Source organism: Bradyrhizobium sp. I71 (assembly GCF_022354745.1).
Lineage (GTDB): Bacteria > Pseudomonadota > Alphaproteobacteria > Rhizobiales > Xanthobacteraceae > Bradyrhizobium > Bradyrhizobium liaoningense.
The window spans coordinates 1,641,071-1,657,364 of sequence record NZ_CP059398.1 but is presented as its reverse complement, the minus strand read 5'-3'; the positions used below and the strand labels follow the sequence as shown (position 1 = coordinate 1,657,364).

The 16,294-nt window shown below is 62.3% G+C and carries 18 protein-coding genes and 1 pseudogene; 12 read left to right on the top strand and 7 right to left on the bottom strand.

The genetic code is table 11. From position 1 onward, the window contains the following. Positions 1-75: 75 nt before the first annotated feature. The 4 genes and pseudogenes from FJV43_RS08255 to FJV43_RS08240 form a co-directional block, all read left to right on the top strand. A pseudogene (locus tag FJV43_RS08255) lies at positions 76-688 on the top strand (transposase); the annotation flags it as partial. 73 nt (positions 689-761) lie between these two features. Next, a complete protein-coding gene (locus tag FJV43_RS08250; RefSeq protein WP_239626066.1) occupies positions 762-1,085 on the top strand; it encodes a hypothetical protein in 324 nt (107 codons plus the stop codon). 59 nt (positions 1,086-1,144) lie between these two features. Further along, entirely contained in the window at positions 1,145-1,297 is a 153-nt protein-coding gene (locus FJV43_RS08245) for a hypothetical protein (RefSeq protein ID WP_239626064.1), read from the top strand. Positions 1,298-1,455: 158 nt separating this feature from the next. After that, positions 1,456-1,749: an OB-fold domain-containing protein gene (locus FJV43_RS08240; RefSeq protein WP_345946198.1), complete on the top strand. Its 294-nt coding sequence runs from the start codon at positions 1,456-1,458 to the stop codon at positions 1,747-1,749. Here the strand turns inward: FJV43_RS08240 and FJV43_RS08235 are convergent. The 6 genes from FJV43_RS08235 to FJV43_RS08210 all read right to left on the bottom strand — a co-directional run bounded on the left by FJV43_RS08235 (position 1,746) and on the right by FJV43_RS08210 (position 8,440). After that, positions 1,746-1,928, bottom strand: a complete 183-nt coding sequence (locus FJV43_RS08235; RefSeq protein ID WP_239629847.1) for a hypothetical protein — start codon at positions 1,926-1,928, stop codon at positions 1,746-1,748. The two genes, FJV43_RS08240 and FJV43_RS08235, sit on opposite strands and share 4 nt — an antisense overlap. A 331-nt stretch (positions 1,929-2,259) precedes the next feature. Beyond that, positions 2,260-2,517 carry a hypothetical protein gene (locus FJV43_RS08230; RefSeq protein WP_239626062.1) on the bottom strand — a complete coding sequence of 86 codons (258 nt, stop codon included), beginning with the start codon at positions 2,515-2,517 and terminating at the stop codon, positions 2,260-2,262. Between the two features lie 320 nt (positions 2,518-2,837). Continuing rightward, complete coding sequence (locus FJV43_RS08225) at positions 2,838-4,634, bottom strand: ABC transporter permease subunit (RefSeq protein WP_239626060.1); 1,797 nt, start codon at positions 4,632-4,634, stop codon at positions 2,838-2,840. A gap of 54 nt (positions 4,635-4,688) precedes the next feature. Next, positions 4,689-6,050 (bottom strand): LLM class flavin-dependent oxidoreductase, encoded by a 1,362-nt coding sequence (locus FJV43_RS08220; RefSeq protein ID WP_239626058.1) that lies wholly within the window; start codon positions 6,048-6,050, stop codon positions 4,689-4,691. A gap of 36 nt (positions 6,051-6,086) precedes the next feature. Continuing rightward, a complete protein-coding gene (locus tag FJV43_RS08215) occupies positions 6,087-7,166 on the bottom strand; it encodes an ABC transporter substrate-binding protein (protein WP_239626056.1) in 1,080 nt (359 codons plus the stop codon). Positions 7,167-7,225: 59 nt separating this feature from the next. Beyond that, positions 7,226-8,440, bottom strand: coding sequence for an ABC transporter ATP-binding protein (locus FJV43_RS08210; RefSeq protein WP_239626055.1), 1,215 nt, complete (start codon positions 8,438-8,440; stop codon positions 7,226-7,228). 276 nt (positions 8,441-8,716) lie between these two features. On the opposite strand from FJV43_RS08210, the gene FJV43_RS08205 reads away from it, so the two are divergent. The 8 genes from FJV43_RS08205 to FJV43_RS08170 all read left to right on the top strand — a co-directional run bounded on the left by FJV43_RS08205 (position 8,717) and on the right by FJV43_RS08170 (position 15,366). Further along, positions 8,717-9,463, top strand: coding sequence for a class II aldolase and adducin N-terminal domain-containing protein (locus FJV43_RS08205; RefSeq protein WP_239626053.1), 747 nt, complete (start codon positions 8,717-8,719; stop codon positions 9,461-9,463). 56 nt (positions 9,464-9,519) lie between these two features. Further along, complete coding sequence (locus FJV43_RS08200) at positions 9,520-11,034, top strand: 4-hydroxyphenylacetate 3-hydroxylase family protein (protein ID WP_239626052.1); 1,515 nt, start codon at positions 9,520-9,522, stop codon at positions 11,032-11,034. A gap of 16 nt (positions 11,035-11,050) precedes the next feature. Beyond that, positions 11,051-11,590: a flavin reductase gene (locus FJV43_RS08195; RefSeq protein ID WP_239626050.1), complete on the top strand. Its 540-nt coding sequence runs from the start codon at positions 11,051-11,053 to the stop codon at positions 11,588-11,590. Positions 11,591-11,620: 30 nt separating this feature from the next. Further along, on the top strand, positions 11,621-12,040 hold the full coding sequence (locus FJV43_RS08190) for a Rid family hydrolase (RefSeq protein ID WP_239626049.1): 420 nt from the start codon (positions 11,621-11,623) through the stop codon (positions 12,038-12,040). A gap of 7 nt (positions 12,041-12,047) precedes the next feature. Beyond that, positions 12,048-12,728 (top strand): DUF1028 domain-containing protein, encoded by a 681-nt coding sequence (locus FJV43_RS08185; protein ID WP_239626047.1) that lies wholly within the window; start codon positions 12,048-12,050, stop codon positions 12,726-12,728. 64 nt (positions 12,729-12,792) lie between these two features. After that, complete coding sequence (locus FJV43_RS08180; RefSeq protein ID WP_239626045.1) at positions 12,793-13,788, top strand: LysR family transcriptional regulator; 996 nt, start codon at positions 12,793-12,795, stop codon at positions 13,786-13,788. A 196-nt stretch (positions 13,789-13,984) separates the two neighbouring features. Next, entirely contained in the window at positions 13,985-14,440 is a 456-nt protein-coding gene (locus FJV43_RS08175; protein ID WP_239626043.1) for a type II 3-dehydroquinate dehydratase, read from the top strand. Next, positions 14,437-15,366 (top strand): glyoxylate/hydroxypyruvate reductase A, encoded by a 930-nt coding sequence (locus FJV43_RS08170; protein WP_239626041.1) that lies wholly within the window; start codon positions 14,437-14,439, stop codon positions 15,364-15,366. Before FJV43_RS08175 ends, FJV43_RS08170 begins: the two co-directional genes overlap by 4 nt. On the opposite strand, the gene FJV43_RS08165 is transcribed toward FJV43_RS08170, so the two are convergent. Beyond that, entirely contained in the window at positions 15,334-16,281 is a 948-nt protein-coding gene (locus FJV43_RS08165; RefSeq protein WP_239626039.1) for a LysR family transcriptional regulator, read from the bottom strand. The two genes, FJV43_RS08170 and FJV43_RS08165, sit on opposite strands and share 33 nt — an antisense overlap. Positions 16,282-16,294: the final 13 nt, after the last annotated feature.

Genomic DNA, 16,294 nt, shown 5'->3' with positions numbered 1-16,294 from the left:
ATTGAATCGGAAGTGGATTCCGGTTTCGGTCGTTTTGTGATTCAAGTTGCTGACTGGATTGGAGGCCAGCATTGCATGACCGGACCTCTTTCCCTGGATCTTCGCGAACGACTTGTTGCGTCGGTTTTGGCGGGCGAGAGCTGCCGGTCTGTAGGGGAGCGGTTGGCGTTGCGGTCTCGTCGGTAGTGAAGTGGTCACAGCGGCAGCGGGCGACCGGCTCGGTTGCGCCCGGCAAGATGGGCGGCCACCGCAAGCCTGTACTTGATCCGCACCGCGACTTCATCGTCGAGCGGATCACTCAGATGCCGCACCTGACGCTACATGGTCTGAAGGCGGAGCTGGCAGCCCGCGGGGTCTGGCTGTCCCTACGCCGGGAAGGGCTGCGTTTCAAAAAAACACTGTTCGCCCTCGAACAGGCCCGCGCCGACGTCTCTCGTAGGCGCCAGCGCTGGCGATCCTGGCAGGCCGGGCTCGATCCGGAGCGGCTCGTCTTCATCGATGAGACCTGTATCAAGACCAACATGGCCCTCTGCGGGGCTGGGGCCCCAAAGGGGCCCGCCTGTGCGGCTTCGCGCCGCACGGTCACTGGCGTACCCTCACGTTCCTCGACGCGCGCCGCCACGACCAACTCACGGCACCCTGCGTCTTCGACGGGCCGATCAACGGCGAATGCTTCCGCGCCTATGTCGAAGCCACTGCACGAAGCCAAATACAATGCGTCACGCTGAATCGTCGAGCCGTTTCATCTATACGATTGTTGCATGGAGAATGATGGCGCCGCCGCGCTCGTGCTTGTGCCGGCGGAGCGCGCCGGGGAGTTCCGAAACGAGCCGGTCTACCTGCTCGGTGCAGCCGTCGGCACCGGATACAGAGCCGGAGCGATCCCCCACAATTCGCCACCCTACGCCGGCGCAAGCTTCGATACGGTCGCGCCCGACCTGTTTCGGATGGCAAGGCTTGGTCCGTCTGATGTTGGCGTGGTTCAATGCTACGAAAATTTCACCGGAGGTGTGATGATGGCGTTGGCGGAGCACGGCTTTTTCAAGCCAGAGGATGCTAACGACTTCCTGACGGTCGAGAATTGACTACTCCGTCCGGCCAACTGCCGCTCAACACCAGCGGCGGAAACCTGGCCGAGTGCTACATGCACGGCTTCGAGCTCGTGCTGGAGGCGGTGCGCCAGGTACGTGGCGTGTCGACGAGCCAGGTGCGAAGAAATGACGTCGCAATGGTCATCGACGGTCTGATGGTTACTCCCGTCAGCAACCTTCTTCTTGGCTCAGAGGCGACGTTATGACTGCTGATGCGAGCTCGACGTATCTTCCTTCGGGCCTGCCAATTCCTGTGCCCGAGGCCGATAGCCTGTCAGCGCCTTACTGGGAAGGACTACGTCGGCGCCGGCCTCTGGTGCAGCGATGCAGCCATTGTAGCGCCTGACAGTTTGGACCCGAGTGGATCTGTCATCGCTGTCACATCTTTGATCCGGATTGGACTGAAGTCGAGCCGCAGGGCCGGATCTTCGGTTGGGAGCGGATCTGGCATCCCTCGCATGCGGCGCTCAGGCAACATGGCCCCTACCTCGCCATACTTGTCGAGCTTCCGCAGGCCGGCGGCGTACGCATGGTGGGCAATCTGCTGGGCGACCCATTACAGAACGTCGTGATCGGAGCCGATGTCGTAGGTGTGTTCGAACATCACCCGGATTCCCATCCGGCGTATTCCCTTCTGCAATGGCGAGTGGTGGATTAGATCGCGTCTGATTTGCCGGAATCCAGAAGGCCGCGGGGGCGGCAAGTCCCGCGCCTGGACTGATCGCGTATCGCAACCAGATGGTTGGTGGCAGAGATCGCAGTCGGGCGGTCGGCGAAGGCGAGCACGGCATGCGCACCCGCCTCGCCGCCCTCGCGATCATAGCCGTAATTGACCACGAACCGCTTGTCGAAGCGCAGCCCGCGTTCGGCGAGCCCTTGTAGTCCTTGCGCTTGACCAGCTTGACGAAGTCACCTTCCTTCCAGGAGACTACCACATAAGATCCGCTGCTGGGTATCTTGCTGAGGTCGGTCTGCTGGGCCGCGGGCTGTGCGAGCGCTTTCGGGGGAGATGAGAATCGAACCGTGATAGCCGAGCGTCGGCGCCTTGAAGACAACTTTCACCGTGCCGGATCAATCGCCTCGGCAATGAGACAGCTATCAGTTTGGTTGGATCGTACTGAAGGCGCCATTTGTTTTCGTGCGGTGCATCAGGCGTGGCGGGGTTGGATCAGTCGTTCGCGAGCAACGCGAGCACGTCTGCGTGCCGCAGGCGCGGCGGGGAACCGACCTTCAGCGGCCGGCGGCAGGAGTCCGGCAGTACAGCAAGCGTGGGCATGCCCATGCTACCGGATGACGCATAGAACGAGGCACGGTCGGCGGGCGCATGCTGCGGCGCCCTTGTTATGATGCTGACCGCGAATAGAAGTGCGACCAGCAAGGCGACCGGTACGATCAATGCCTCATTCGTGCCGATACGATCCGTCACCGCTCTCGCGGCGATCGCTCGAGCGGGAGGAAAGCGAAGGTCGATCCATTCCAGAGTGAATTTGATCATGCTGGCCCTACGTGTCGCTGTTGCCTCGCGAACGTCTCAATTCGTGCTGTCAGACAAGGCGAAGCCGTAATGGAGATGGTTAGCCTGGACTTCCGTCTCGAACGCTGTCGGATTTGCATCCGGCGGGGTGGACGTCGTCCGCACGCTTAGAACTCGCGACCTCACGCCATGAAGGTTCAAGATGCTACTCTCTGTGCCCGGCGGTAAATCAAGTCGCGTAAGGGAGAGGCGCGAGAACATTACGGCAAGCCTTAAGAATCGCCGGCGACTGCTGCTCCGGAACTGCGCGAGCGGCGCGCCTGAAGCATTTCGATAATCGCGAACATGACGATCACGACAATAAGGACGACGACCGATGCTGCAGCGATGACGGGGCTCACCTGAAGCAGGATTCCATCCCACATCTGCTTCGGCAAGGTTGTCTTGATGCCGCCGCCGACGAATAGTGCTACCGTCAGCTCCTCGAACGATTGCAGGAACCCGGTTACAAAGCCGACGGCGAGCCCGCCCGCCACCAGCGGCAAGGTAATGCGCCAAAAGATGCGCAGCCGTCCGGCGCCAAGCGTTGCGGCTGCCGCATCGAGCTGCCAGTCATAGCCCTTGAAGGTCGCCAGCATGACCATGAACACCACTGGCATCGCGATGACGGTGTGACCTATGGTGATCCCGATGTCGCTTGCCACTAGTCCCATTCGCGCGAACAGATAGAACAGCGCGATTGCTGTGACAATGGACGGGACCATCATCGGTGAAAGGCAGAGGAGGAACGCGATGCTGCCGAGCCGGCTGCGAGTCCTGGCAACCCCATACGCGGCCATCGATGCGATCAGCAGCGTGACGGCTGCCGCCGCGAACCCGATGCCGAATGAACGGGTCATCGCGCCGAGCCAGAGGGAGGACGCGAAGAACTGCTCGAACCAGCGGGCACTCAAACTCGGCGGCGGAAACGACAGAAAGGTCGAGCCAGTGAAGGCCATCGGGATAAAGGCGATGATCGGTGCCAGCAGCAAGGCGATCACGACCCAGGCATAGACCGAGAGCAGGGCGCCCCCGCGCAGGCCGCGGATATTGCGCTTCCAGAGCTCCTCGATCGTGCTGCAGATCAGCCCGGTGGCGTGGACGACGGAAAGCCCGATGCGTCGTACCGGGCCGTCCGCGCTGGTCGGCCGGCCGCTGCCTGTCGTCACCACCGACAGGTCGAAGATCCTGTCATAGACGAAGCAGATCGTGATGGTCGAAATCAGGAGGATCGCCGCGAGCGCGCTGCCGAGCTGCCAATTCTGCAATTCGTTGATTTGCAGGATGATAAGCTGCCCGATCATGGTGTCCTTGGCGCCGCCGACGAGGGCCGGCGTGATGAAGAAGCCGAGCGAGGAGACAAGAACGAGGAGGCCGGCCGACGCGACGCCGCGTACCGAGGGCTGAAAGAAGACCTGCCAGAATGCGCGCGAGCCGTTGGCGCCAAGCGTCGATGCTGCCATCATCAGGCGACGGTCGATCTGGTTCATGACCGGCAACATCGTGACGACCGCAAGCGGCAGCAGCGTGTGCACCATGGCGAAGACGACGGTGGTGCGCCCGAACAGCAATTGATCGCCGCCCTTCAGGCCGATCGCGGCCATGGTCTTCGCTACGATGCCGTTGCGCCCGAGCAGCACCAGCCAAGAAAAATTCTTGATCAGTGCGCTGGTCCAGAATGGTAGCAACACGAACAGGGTGGCAATGCGCTGCTGCTGGGCCGGCTTTTGCGACAGCCAATAGGCGAGGGGATAGCCTAGCAACAGGCAGAGCACGGTGGTCCAGCACGCGACCTGGAACGTCGTCGACAGCACGGTGAGATAGGGGCCGCCGTTCCAGATGCGCAGGAACGGAGCGACAGTCAGCGCGCCCGTGATCTTGTCCATCACGCTCACGGACAACATCTGCGCGGTCGGCCAAACCAGGAACAAGGCCAGGAAGGCGAGGCCAGGCAGCGCCAGCCACAGCGGGTCAAGCCTGAGTTTACGTGCCTTCGTGCGCGGACGCTCGGCAATTCCGAGAGACGTCATCTCGGCCATCTCTCAATGCCCTCGCTCGACCCGTTGCAGTGCGGTCATCTCGGTCTAGGCACGCTTGGCAAGCGGCGTCTTCGCCAATGCCACGTTGCGGTTCTCGGGGCGCGCCAGGCCGAGGTGCTCGCGGAGGGTGCGCCCTTCATAGTCGTGGCGGAATCGTCCGCGCCGCTGCAACTCCGGCACCACCTTCTCGACAAAGTCGGTCATCGTGCTCGGCAGCGCTACGAACGAGATCATGAAGCCGTCGCAGGCGCCTGCGTCGAGCCAGGTTTCCATGTGATCGGCCACCTGCGTCGCGGTGCCGCAAAACGTCGCCTTGGCACGATTGAACCGGCGCGCGATCTCGCGCAAGGTCAGGCCCTGGCGGATCAGACCGGCGATCTCGTCGAAATAGGCCTTGTGGAGGTTGGACGTCGCGGGAATCCGGCTGACAGGCACCGGCTCATCGAGAGGGAGATCCGACAGGTCGGTTTCGAGGTCCTGCCCAAGGCGCAAGATGCCGACATCAGGATGGACCAGGTCCTGCCAGCGATCGAGCTTGTCGCGGGCCTCCTGTTCGGTCTCGCCGATCACGACCGAAATGCCCGAGGCGATCTTCAGATCGTCCGGCCGGCGGCCGAACTTGGCCATCCGGGTCTTGAGATCGCTATAGAAAGCCTTGGCGGCATCGAGATTGCCGCTCGACCCGAACACCACTTCGGCATGTTCGGCCGCGAAATCCCGACCGGTGTCGGACGCGCCGGCTTGGATGATGACCGGGCGGCCCTGCGGCGAACGCTCGATGTTGAGTGCGCCATGCACGGTGAAGTACTTGCCCTTGTGGTCGACCAGATGCTGCTTCTCCGGCAGGAAGCTCTGGCAGGTTTCCTTGTCGTAAACGAAGGCGCCGTCTTCCCAAGTGTCCCAGAGTGCTTCGACGACCTCGAGGAATTCCTTCGCCTTGGTGTAGCGGTCGCCATGCGGAGGCAACCGTTCGAGACCAAAATTGCGCGCCGCATAGTCGTTGGCGGAGGTCACCACGTTCCAGGCGGCGCGCCCGTGCGAGATGTGATCCAGCGAAGAGAACAGCCGCGCAACATTATAGGGCTCGTAGAAGCTGGTTGATGCGGTCGCTCCGAGGCCGATACGGGTCGTCGCCCCCGCAATGGCTGAAAGCAGGGTGATCGGCTCCAGGACGTTCATGAACAGCGGCGACCGGCTCCAGGCTCTCAGGTTCTCGGTGCGCGCCGCCGGTGTGTCGGCGATGAAGAAGAAGTCGAACTTGCCTCGCTCGGCGAGTTGCGCCATCTCGCGGTAGTAGTCGATGTCGGTCGAGGCGTGGGGTCGCGCCTCGTCCATCAACCACGATGCCGCGTGCGATCCGTTGGCGTGCACCAACGCGCCGACCACCATCTGCTTCTTCTTGCTCATGACCGTCCCTCCATGTTTTCTCGCGCGCCGCAGACGTTACTTCTTGCCGCCCATCAGCAGCCATTCCTGGAAGCGTTCCGAGACGGCTGCGTAGTTCTTGCCCCAATAGGCGTAGTCGCGCACGGTGAGGCCGGCGAGGTTTTCAGGCAGCGTCGGAAGCACCTTGGCGCGTTCGGGCGTAATGAACTTGTAGGCCTTGAGGTTGCTCGGACCATTGGCGACAATGCTGGAATAAGCCGCCTGGCGCTCGGGCTGCATCGAGAACTCCACGAATTTGCGGGCCTGTTTCAGCTTCGTCGAGCCCTTCGGAATCGACCAGCCGTCGATCGAGTAAAGGCCCTTCCAGACGATATTGACCGGAGCGCCGGAATCGATTGCGGCAAAAGCGCGTGCCGACCACGTGTCGGTCATATCGACCTCGCCATTCTGCAGGATCTGCGTATTCTGCGCGCCAGCCGACCACCACACCGCGACCTCGGAGCGGATCTTGTCCATCATCTTGAAGGCGCGATCGACATCAAGCGGGTAGAGATCTTTTGGCGCGACGCCATCGGCGAGCAGCGCCGCTTCCAGCACGCCCTTGGGGTTCCGATACAGGCCGCGGCGTCCCGGAAACTTAGTCGTGTTCCAGAAGTCGGCCCAGCCCGTCGGAGCCTCCTTCTTGTAAATGTCGGTGCGATAGGCCATCACGATGCCATAGGCGGAGAAGCCGAACCAGTTCGGCATCAATGCGCCTGGAATCAGTTCGTCATCCGGTCCCTTGTCGACCTCGAGCGGCTCGAGATAGTTCTTCTCCTGGGTCAGCCGCAGCACGTCGTCGGGGGTGACCATGCAGACGTCCCAGAGCTTGCTGCCGGTGTCGACGATAACCTTGAACTGCGTCACTGGATCCGATTCGTGGGCAACACCTTCGACGCGGATGCCGGTGGCCTTCTCGAACGGGTCATAGAAGGCGGTGCGGAGCGCGGCACCGGGAGCGCCACCGACGTCAGCGACGGTGATCTGCTCGGCCGCACCGGCCCCTCCGGACCAGACTGCCGGCAGCGCCAAGCCGGTAGCGGCCGCGCCCGCGGCCTTCAGAAGTCTCCGTCTTGTGATGCGCGTGATGGCGGACATTGTTGTTCTCTCTGTGATGTAATGAACGGTGTCGGAGGACGCGATGTGACGGCGCGGTGCTACGCGCCTGCCGTTGATGGACCGCTTTCGAGGACCCGGGCCTGGTTGCGCTCCCAGCGGATAAAGACGCTTTCATCGATTGCGACCGGCGGCAGGCCGGCCCCACGACGCGCGGTGATCAACGTGCCGCTGGCGAGACGGACCAGTAGCCGCGTCTCCGAGCCCGCATAGATGCTTTCCTGAACACGACCGCTCAGCAGCGCCTCGTCATCGCTGCAGAGAAGGAGCTTTTCGGGGCGCACCACCAACGCGGCCGATTGCCCGACCTGCATGTCGCAGCCGTCGGGCAGTGGAAGCACGCCATCGGGGCTCTCAAGGCATCCGTTCGCGGCAACCTTGCCATGGATCAGGTTGGATGCGCCGATGAAGTCGGCGACGAAGGTGTTGGCCGGCCGTTCGTAGATTTCCTCGGGTTTGCCGAGCTGCTCGATCCGGCCGTCGTTCATCAGGCAGATGCGGTCGGCCAGCGCGAGAGCTTCTTCCTGATCGTGCGTCACGAAAATGATCGTTGCGCCGGTTTCGCGATGCAGGCGCTTGATCTCGATGCGCATGTCTTCCCTGAGCTTCTTGTCGAGCGCGGACAGGGACTCATCCATCAGGATCAGCGACGGCCGATAGACGAAGCAGCGCGCCAGCGCGACCCGCTGCTGCTGGCCGCCTGACAGTTCGCGGGGAAAACGGCTGGCAAAGTCCGAAAGCTCCACCATCGCGAGCGCCGCCTCCGTCCGGCTCTTGATCTCGCCCGCCGGCATTCGCCGCATCTGCAGCGGGAACGCGACGTTTTCGCGGACGGTGAGGTGGGGAAATAGTGCGTAGTTCTGAAAGACCACGCCGATGTCGCGCTTGTCGGCGGAGTTGTCGGTCTCGTCACGGCCGTCGATGATCAACTGGCCGCCCGACGGTTCGACCAGGCCGCAGATGATCTGGAGAAGCGTCGTCTTGCCGGACCCCGATGGACCAAGAACGGCGAGGAGCTCGCCGGCAACAACCTTCAGCTCGATCGGCTTGAGCACGGTGACCGCACCGTAAGCCTTCGAGATGCCACGAACGTGCAGCTTGACCTTCGACGGCAGCGGGCCAGTCGACGCGGAAGTGTCGTCGGACACGGCAGACCCTAAAGGCGCATCGTGAGCGTCGCGCGACGATCGCCACAATATACGAAACACGTCGCTACGGCGGCTTCGAAGGGGCGGAACGGCGCGGATCGCATCCATTACAGATCCTGTCAGGTCAACTGGGGCAAAGTAAGCCTCCCGGATCCGTGATGTGTAAATTACGAAAACCGGGTCCTTTGATTAGACGACGCCTAATCGATCCAGCTGAGGAATTATTGGGCGAACGGTGGTCAATCATTGGCCTTTTCGCCCACGGCGTCGGCGTTGGCCCGCTATAGCTTTCAGGTAATCAGCGGCGACGATTTTCTTATTTTACGCCCGCACCGGAATCCATAAGTCTCGCTTGCCTGAACGTGCCTCTCGTAGGAGCAATAGATGACGAATTCCGTCGCCTCGTCGGAAGAGCAGCAGCTTCGTATTGATCTCGCAGCCGCCTTCCGCAGCATCGCCAGGCTTGGCATGCATGAGGCCGTCGCCAACCATTTCAGTGCCGCGATCTCCGCGGACGGCCGCCGGTTCTTGATGAATCCAAAGTGGCGGCACTTCTCGCGTATTAGGGCCAGCGATCTGGTTCTATTCGACCTGGATGAGGAGCAGGGCGTCAAGGGACGGCCCGATGTCGATCCGACGGCCTGGGCCATTCATGGCCAGATGCACCGGCAACTGCCGCAGGCGCGGGTTGTGATGCATCTCCACCCTCCGTTCGCGACCACGATCGCCTCTCTTATCGATCCTCAGATCAAGCCGATCGATCAGAATACCGCGCGCTACTTCAATCGCCTTGCCATCGACGATCGCTATGGCGGCATGGCCGACAGCGAGCAGGAGGGAGCGCGCCTTGCAGCGCTGCTCGGCAACAAATCGCGGCTGATGATGGGAAATCACGGCGTGCTCGTGATCGCCAACTCGGTCGGCGAAGCCTTTGACGACATCTACACGCTGGAGCGTGCCTGCCAGATCCTGGTCCAGGCCTACGCGACGGGGCAGCCGTTGAAGGTTCTGCCCGACGCCGTTGCCGAAAGCACGGCGCAGGATTGGGAGCAGATCACGGACTTCTCGATCGCGCATTTCGAAGAAATGAAGTGCATCCTGGATACCGAGGATCCGTCCTACGCGCATTGATCACGACCGCGGCTGCGTTGCGGGATAGCGCGAATGAAATCGAGACAGGAGCGGATATGATACGGACGGGCGAAGAATACAAAGCCTCCATTCGCGACAGCCGCGCGGTTTATATGAACGGCGAGAAGATCAAGGACGTCACCGTCCATCCGGCGTTCAAGCCCCTGGTCGATCTCAGGGCGCGGATATACGATCTCCAGCATGATCCGACGACGCGGCATCTGATGACTTACCGTGAGGACGGAGAGGTCAACGCGATCAACAACAAATTGCCGCTCAGCCAGCAGGATTGGTGGGACAAGCGCCGCGCGACCGATACGGTCCTGGAGGATGCCGGCGGCGTCATCACGCGCGTTGGCGACGAGACGGTCGGTGAAATGTGGTCGCTGTTCGACGGGCAGGACGTGCTCAACGACGTCGATCCGCAATTCTCCAAGAATATTCGTAATCACATCTTGAAGGTGCTGCACGCCGATCCGTTCCACGTCTCGGCAAACACCGATCCCAAGGGTGACCGCTCGAAGGCCCCGCAGGACCAGGATCCCGACATGTTGCTGCATGTCGTCAGGGAGACCGATGCGGGGATCGTGGTGCGCGGTGCGAAGTACGAGACGGCCGCGGCCTACGCCAATCAGGCGTTCACCAAGCCAACCATCGCCAATTGGGGCGATGCCGCCTATTCCGATTATGCGGTCGGATTCATCTGCGATCTCAATGCGCCGGGCCTCAAGTTCATCTGCCGCACCGGCTTTGCAGGTCGCGCGCCGGCCGAAGACTACCCGTTGTCGAACCGATTCGACGAGGTCGACACGTTGGTGATCTTCGACAACGTCATGATCCCCTGGGAAAACGTGCTGTTCTATCGGCATACCAAGGCTGCGGCCTATATTCGGGCCACGCTTCATCGCTACTCGGCGTTCGCGTTCGTGCAGCGGAATTTGAAGCTGGCCGACATGCTGATCGGCGCGGCGCTGTTCAACGTCCGCCAGACCGGGCTCGAGAAGCAGCAGGCGGTGCAGGAGAAGCTCTCGAAGCTCGCGATCTACCGCGAGGGGATCAACGCGCACCTGACGGCGGCGATCGCGCTGCCCGAGCGCAGCCCCGGTGGCCTGATGATGCCGAACCAGTCACTGCTCTACACCGGACGTGTGCTGGCCTGCTCGCAGCTTCACGAGATGATGCACGTCGCGCGCGAATTGTGCGGCGGTCAGATCTGCGTGACGCCCGACAAGGCTGCGTTCGAGGACGCCGAGACGGGCCCTTGGCTGGAGAAGTTCTATACGGTCAACGAGCATTGGGTCGCCGATGACCGGCGCCGGCTGCTGTCATTTGCGCGCGACCTGCTGAATTCGGACTATGCGGGCCATCGGCTGACGTTCCAGCTGTTTGCGCAGTCAGCGCCGTTCGCGCATCTTGCCGCTGTCTATCGAAACTTCGATTGGGACGGCCCGCTCGATTTCGTGCGGAGATCGGCGGGGCTGTCGGAGAGGGTCATGAAAGAGAAGAGCGCTCAGACTGGGGATCGCGCCGTCAACCATTGGTTCGGGCAGATCCGCGATGCGGCCGAGTAGCAGGGAGGGATTTTACATGCGAGCCACAAACGTGCAATCGGCTGCGATGGACATTCGGACGCAGTTCCTCGACGGCATGAGCCGTGCCGCATTTTGCGTCAACGTCGTGACGACGGATGGGCCGGCGGGACGTGCCGGTGTGACGGTGTCGGCGATGTCGTCGGTCTCGGCCGACGGCAGCACCCCGACAGTTCTGGTCTGTATCCATCATCAGAGCAAGACGGCGGCGGCCATCGTCGATAATGGCGTGTTCTGCATCAATATCCTGCGCGACGACCAGGCCGATATTGCCGATCATTTTGGCGGCCGCAGCAAATTCGGCGGCGACGACAAGTTTGCATATGGGCAATGGCTCCCGAGTGAGTCCGGCGCGCCGCGCCTCGCCGAAACCGTGGTGGCGTTCGACTGTCGCGTCATATCGTCCGAGCGCGTCGGCACCCACCACATCTTCGTCGGCGCGGTCGGTGCGGTGGCGGTCGGTTCGGGGCGGGCCCTGATCTACGCCGATCGCGTCTATGGCCGGGCCCATCCCATCCCGGCTTCGCAGACGTCATAATTACCTCCGTTACGACATCAGGACCAGTCGATGACCCACAAACGTATCCGCCAGTTCAACACCAAGGACACCTATCCCGAACAGAAGCTCGACAATGATCTGTGCCAGGTCGTGGTCGCGAAAGGCAGCATGGTGTTCGTCCGTGGCCAGGTCGGCCAGGATATCGAGACCGCGGTCAATGTCGCGATCGGCGATGCCTCGGGTCAGACCGAGCAGGCGATGAAGAACGTCAGGACATTGCTGGCGGAGGCGGGTGCAGAACTCGGCGACATCTGCAAGATCACGATCTACATCACCGACCCGCGTTATCGCGAGGCGGTGTATCGCAAGATCGGAGAGTACCTCAAAGGCGTCTTCCCGGTCTCAACCGGAATCGTAGTGTCCGCGTTGGCGCGGCCGGAATGGCTGGTCGAGGTCGATGTGACGGCAGTCATCCCCGACGGCAGATGAGGGTTGCATGACCTTTTCCCTGACGGCCCGTTGCCCGGACACCGGGATGTTCGGTATGGTGATCTCGTCCTCGTCTCCAGCCGTTGCGGCCCGCTGCGTCCATCTGCGCGCGAGGGTAGGCGCGGTCGCGAGCCAGAACATCACGGATCCAGCGCTGGGGCAGATCGGTCTGGATCTGCTGGCGCGTGGTCTGAGTGCAACCGAGGTGTGCGACGCGCTGATCGCGTCGACGCCGTTCATAGCCTACCGGCAGCTTGTCGTGGTCGATGCGCAGGGACGCACCACGTCATATTCCGGCAGCAATACACTCGGCATTCACGCCACCCACGCTGGGGAGGGCGCAATGGCTGCGGGCAATATGCTTGCCAATGTGCAGGTGCCGGCGGCCATGGTTTCGGCCTATCAGGCCGGTGCCGGCAAACCGTTTGTCGAGCGACTGCTGTTAGCGCTGGAGGCCGGGCTGGCCCAAGGGGGAGAGGCCGGTCCGGTTCATTCGGCGGGCCTCTGCGTGGTACGGGATGTATCCTGGTCGATCGCGGATCTCCGGGTCGATTGGAGCGTCAGCCCGATTGCGGCGCTCCGGGAGCTCTGGGCGGTCTACCAGCCCCAGGTTGATGCTTATATCGATCGAGCGAAAAACCCGTCGGTTGCGCCCGGTTTTGGCGTCGCCGGCGACGACAGGACCTGATCGGGCGCCTGCCCATGCTATAGTCGGTCTCGATTAGTCGGATGCAGGGGCCGAGCAGAAGCTAATGAGATATACGCTACGCCAGATCGAGTATTTCATCGCCACAGCGGAGACCGGGAGCATCACACTGGCGTCAGAGCGGGTGAATATCTCGCAGCCTTCGATCTCGACGGCGATTTCGCATCTGGAGGAGGAACTCGGGACCCAGCTCTTTGTGCGCCGACACGCCCAAGGGCTGTCGCTGACATCGGCGGGGCGCGTTCTTCTGGTGGAAGCAAAGCGCCTGATCGAGCAGGCTGAGCAGGTCTATTCCGTGGCCTCCGAGGTCGGAGAACGCGTTCGGGGCCAATTGTCTTTGGGAAGCCTGGTGACGCTGGCGCCGATGGTGATGCCGGAGCTGTCTCACTCGTTCACGTCCACCTATCCGGAATCGCGTATTATTCAGACGGTCGCCGACCACGAGCAATTGCTGGAACGCCTGCTGCGAGCAGAGCTCGATGTCGCCATCACTTACGACCTCTTGATCCCCGACGAGTTCGAGTTTCTGCCGCTGGCGAGCCTGCCGCCGCATGTCGTGGTCAGCGAAGCCGGCCCGCTGGCACGCCATTCTGCCGTGAGTTTGCAGGAGCTTGCGAGAGAGCCGCTGATCCTGCTGGATCTGCCGATCAGCCGCGAATACTTCCTCAGCATGTTCATGAAGGAAGGCCTTGAGCCGAACATCGTGTCCCGTTCCACGCATCAGGACGTGATCCGGACCATGGTCGCCAACGGCTACGGCTACACGCTGGCGAACGTTCGGCCGCGCTGCGAGATTGCCTTGGACGGCCGGCGCGTATCCCGGGTTCGGCTGTCCGGCGATCACAGGCCGATGGTCATGGGCGTGCTGACTCTCTCCCAGGGACGCAAATCCAGGTTGGTCGACATGTTCGAACAGCATTGCCGGCGCTTCGTCTCCGACGCTTATATCCCGGGTATGGTCGCGCCCGTCATGGAGCGCCGCACCTTCCGCGGACTGGTCGAGGGAGAGGAGAACCGGCCCGAAAAGGGCACGCCGGACTGAACGGCTCACGTCGCGTTGCCTGAAGTGGCAGGGCATATCGAAATCCGTCGAAGCCCATAGGTTTTTTCAATTTTCGTCCAGATGACATGGCTGGCTACTGTTCGTGTGGCCGTGCGCGTTTCGACTGGTATGCGTCCTGCATCGCCAACGGCCGAGGCGAGTGTCGACCGTGCTGGACGGAGGTGTAAGCGCATCCATGACGAAACCGACGATCTATTTCCTCAATGGTCCGAACGCCAATCTCTATGGCCTCGATCGTAGCGGAACCTATGGCCGCGAGAGCTTCGTCTCGATCAAGAAGCGATGCGAGGATCATGCGACCACGCTCGGCTTGACGCTCGATTTCCGTCAGTCGAACCACGAGGGCGTCCTCGTCGACTGGATCCAGGAGGCGCGGGAGAAGGCCGCAGGCGTCGTGATCAACGCCGCCGGGCTTACCTACACATCGGTTGCGATTCTCGATGCACTGCTCGCATTCGAGGGGCCGATCATCGAGGCGCATATGAGCAATATCTGGAAGCGCGAGCCGTTTCGGCACCATTCCCACGTGTCGCGCGCTGCGACGGGTGTTGTTGCCGGCCTTGGCGCGCTCGGCTACGAGCTGGCCTTGACGGCCGTCTCGCGGTTGATCGCGGAGCGAACAGCTCAATGACATCCGAGTTGATGGCGTTCTACAGTGCCCACGATGATTTCGACGCGTGGCGGGCAGCGCTTGCGGTCGAGGACGTCGAATTGCGCCAAGCCGATGATATCGTGGAGGCTGGCCGTGTCCGGCACGCGCTGGTCTGGAAGCCGCCGCATGGCTTCTTCGCACGCTTTCCCAATCTCGGGCTCGTCGTCAATCTCGGTGCTGGCGTCGATGCGCTGGTCGGGCGGGCCGACCTGCCGGATGTGCCGATCACCCGCCTGTCCGATCCGAAGATGGCACGCATGATGGCAGGCTACGTGTTGTTCGCGGTGCTGCGTCACGCGCGCAATATGCCCGCGTTCGAACGGGCACAGCGCGAGCGGCGCTGGCACTACATCCATCCACGCGATCCCGAGACGATTAGCGTTGGCGTGCTCGGTCTTGGCGAATTGGGGTTGACAGCGGCGATGGAATGCGTGCGACAGGGCTTTCGGGTGCGCGGCTGGTCGAGCTCGCCGAAGGTAGTCGACGGGATCGAGACCTCGGCCGGCCTGGATGCGCTGGAAGCAGTTTTGAGAAACAGCGATATCGTTGTCTGCATGCTGCCGCAGACCCCGGCGACCCGCGGACTTCTGGATGCCGGCAGGCTGGCACAGATGCAGCCGGGCGCATGCTTCGTCAACGTGTCACGCGGCAGTATTGTCGATGAGCCTGCGCTGGTTGAGGCGCTGCGAACTTGCCATATTGCCGAGGCGACGCTGGATGTGTTCGCGACCGAGCCGTTGCCATCGGAAAGCCCGCTCTGGACGCTCGACAATGTGCTGATCACGCCTCATCTGGCATCGATTGCGCTGCCGGCGTCCGCGGCCCGGCAGATCGGTGAGAATGTCCGCCGATCCAGGACCGGCGAGCCGTTGCTAAGTCGCGTCGACCCCGGGCGGGGCTATTGACCCTGGCCCGAACAGGCCGCCGATCGTAAAGGCATCGCGGGTGTAGTCGGCAAAGCTCTTCACGGCTGGACGCGGCGTGTGCCGCTTCAGCCGCAGCACCGTGACGTGGGTTGGCGGCAAGGGCTCGACAATCGGCACGACGGCGATGCGGCTGCCATCGTAGCCGATGGTCGTGCGCGGCACCGCATTGTGGATCGAATAGCCTTGTCCATGACCGATCAGGCCGCGGATCATCTCGAATGAGCGGCTCCGGATGGCGACGCGCGGCTCGATTCCGGCGGCGGCAAACAGCCCAAAGAAGTAGTCGCGTGAATGCGGCAGATCGAGCAGGATGAACGGCTCGTCGCGCAGTTCCGCGAGGCTGATCGCAGGGCGCCTCGCCAGCGGATGGTCGGCCGACAGCAGGATGTAGGGCGGCAGCTCGCATAGCTTGTCGCCCGTGATGTCGTCCGGGATGGCGAACGAATAGGAGAGGGCAAGCTCGGTCCGCCCTGACATTAGCGCTTCGATGACTTCCTGCTGGTTGCCTTCCTCCAGCTTGACCGAGATGCCTGGCTGTCGTTGGCGAAAGCCGGAGAGCAATCCCGGCATGAAGCGTGTGGCCAGCGTCAGGAAGCTCCCGACCACGATCTCGCCACGGAGCGTGTTGCCGAGGGACTGTGCACTTTGCGCAAAATCGCGCGCATGATTGAGTAACAATCGTGCATCGTTGACGAGGCGCTGGCCCGCCGGCGACAGCGTGACGCCTTTTGCCAGATGCCGCACGAACACTTGAATGCCGAGTTCGGCCTCGATCTGGCCCAGCGCGGCCGAAATCGACGGTTGCGACACGTTCAGGCGCTTGGCCGCCTCGGTCACACTTCCCGCGTCGGCCGTTTCGACCATGTACCGAAGAGCGCGGAGAGAGAACCTCATCGTGTTTTCCTAT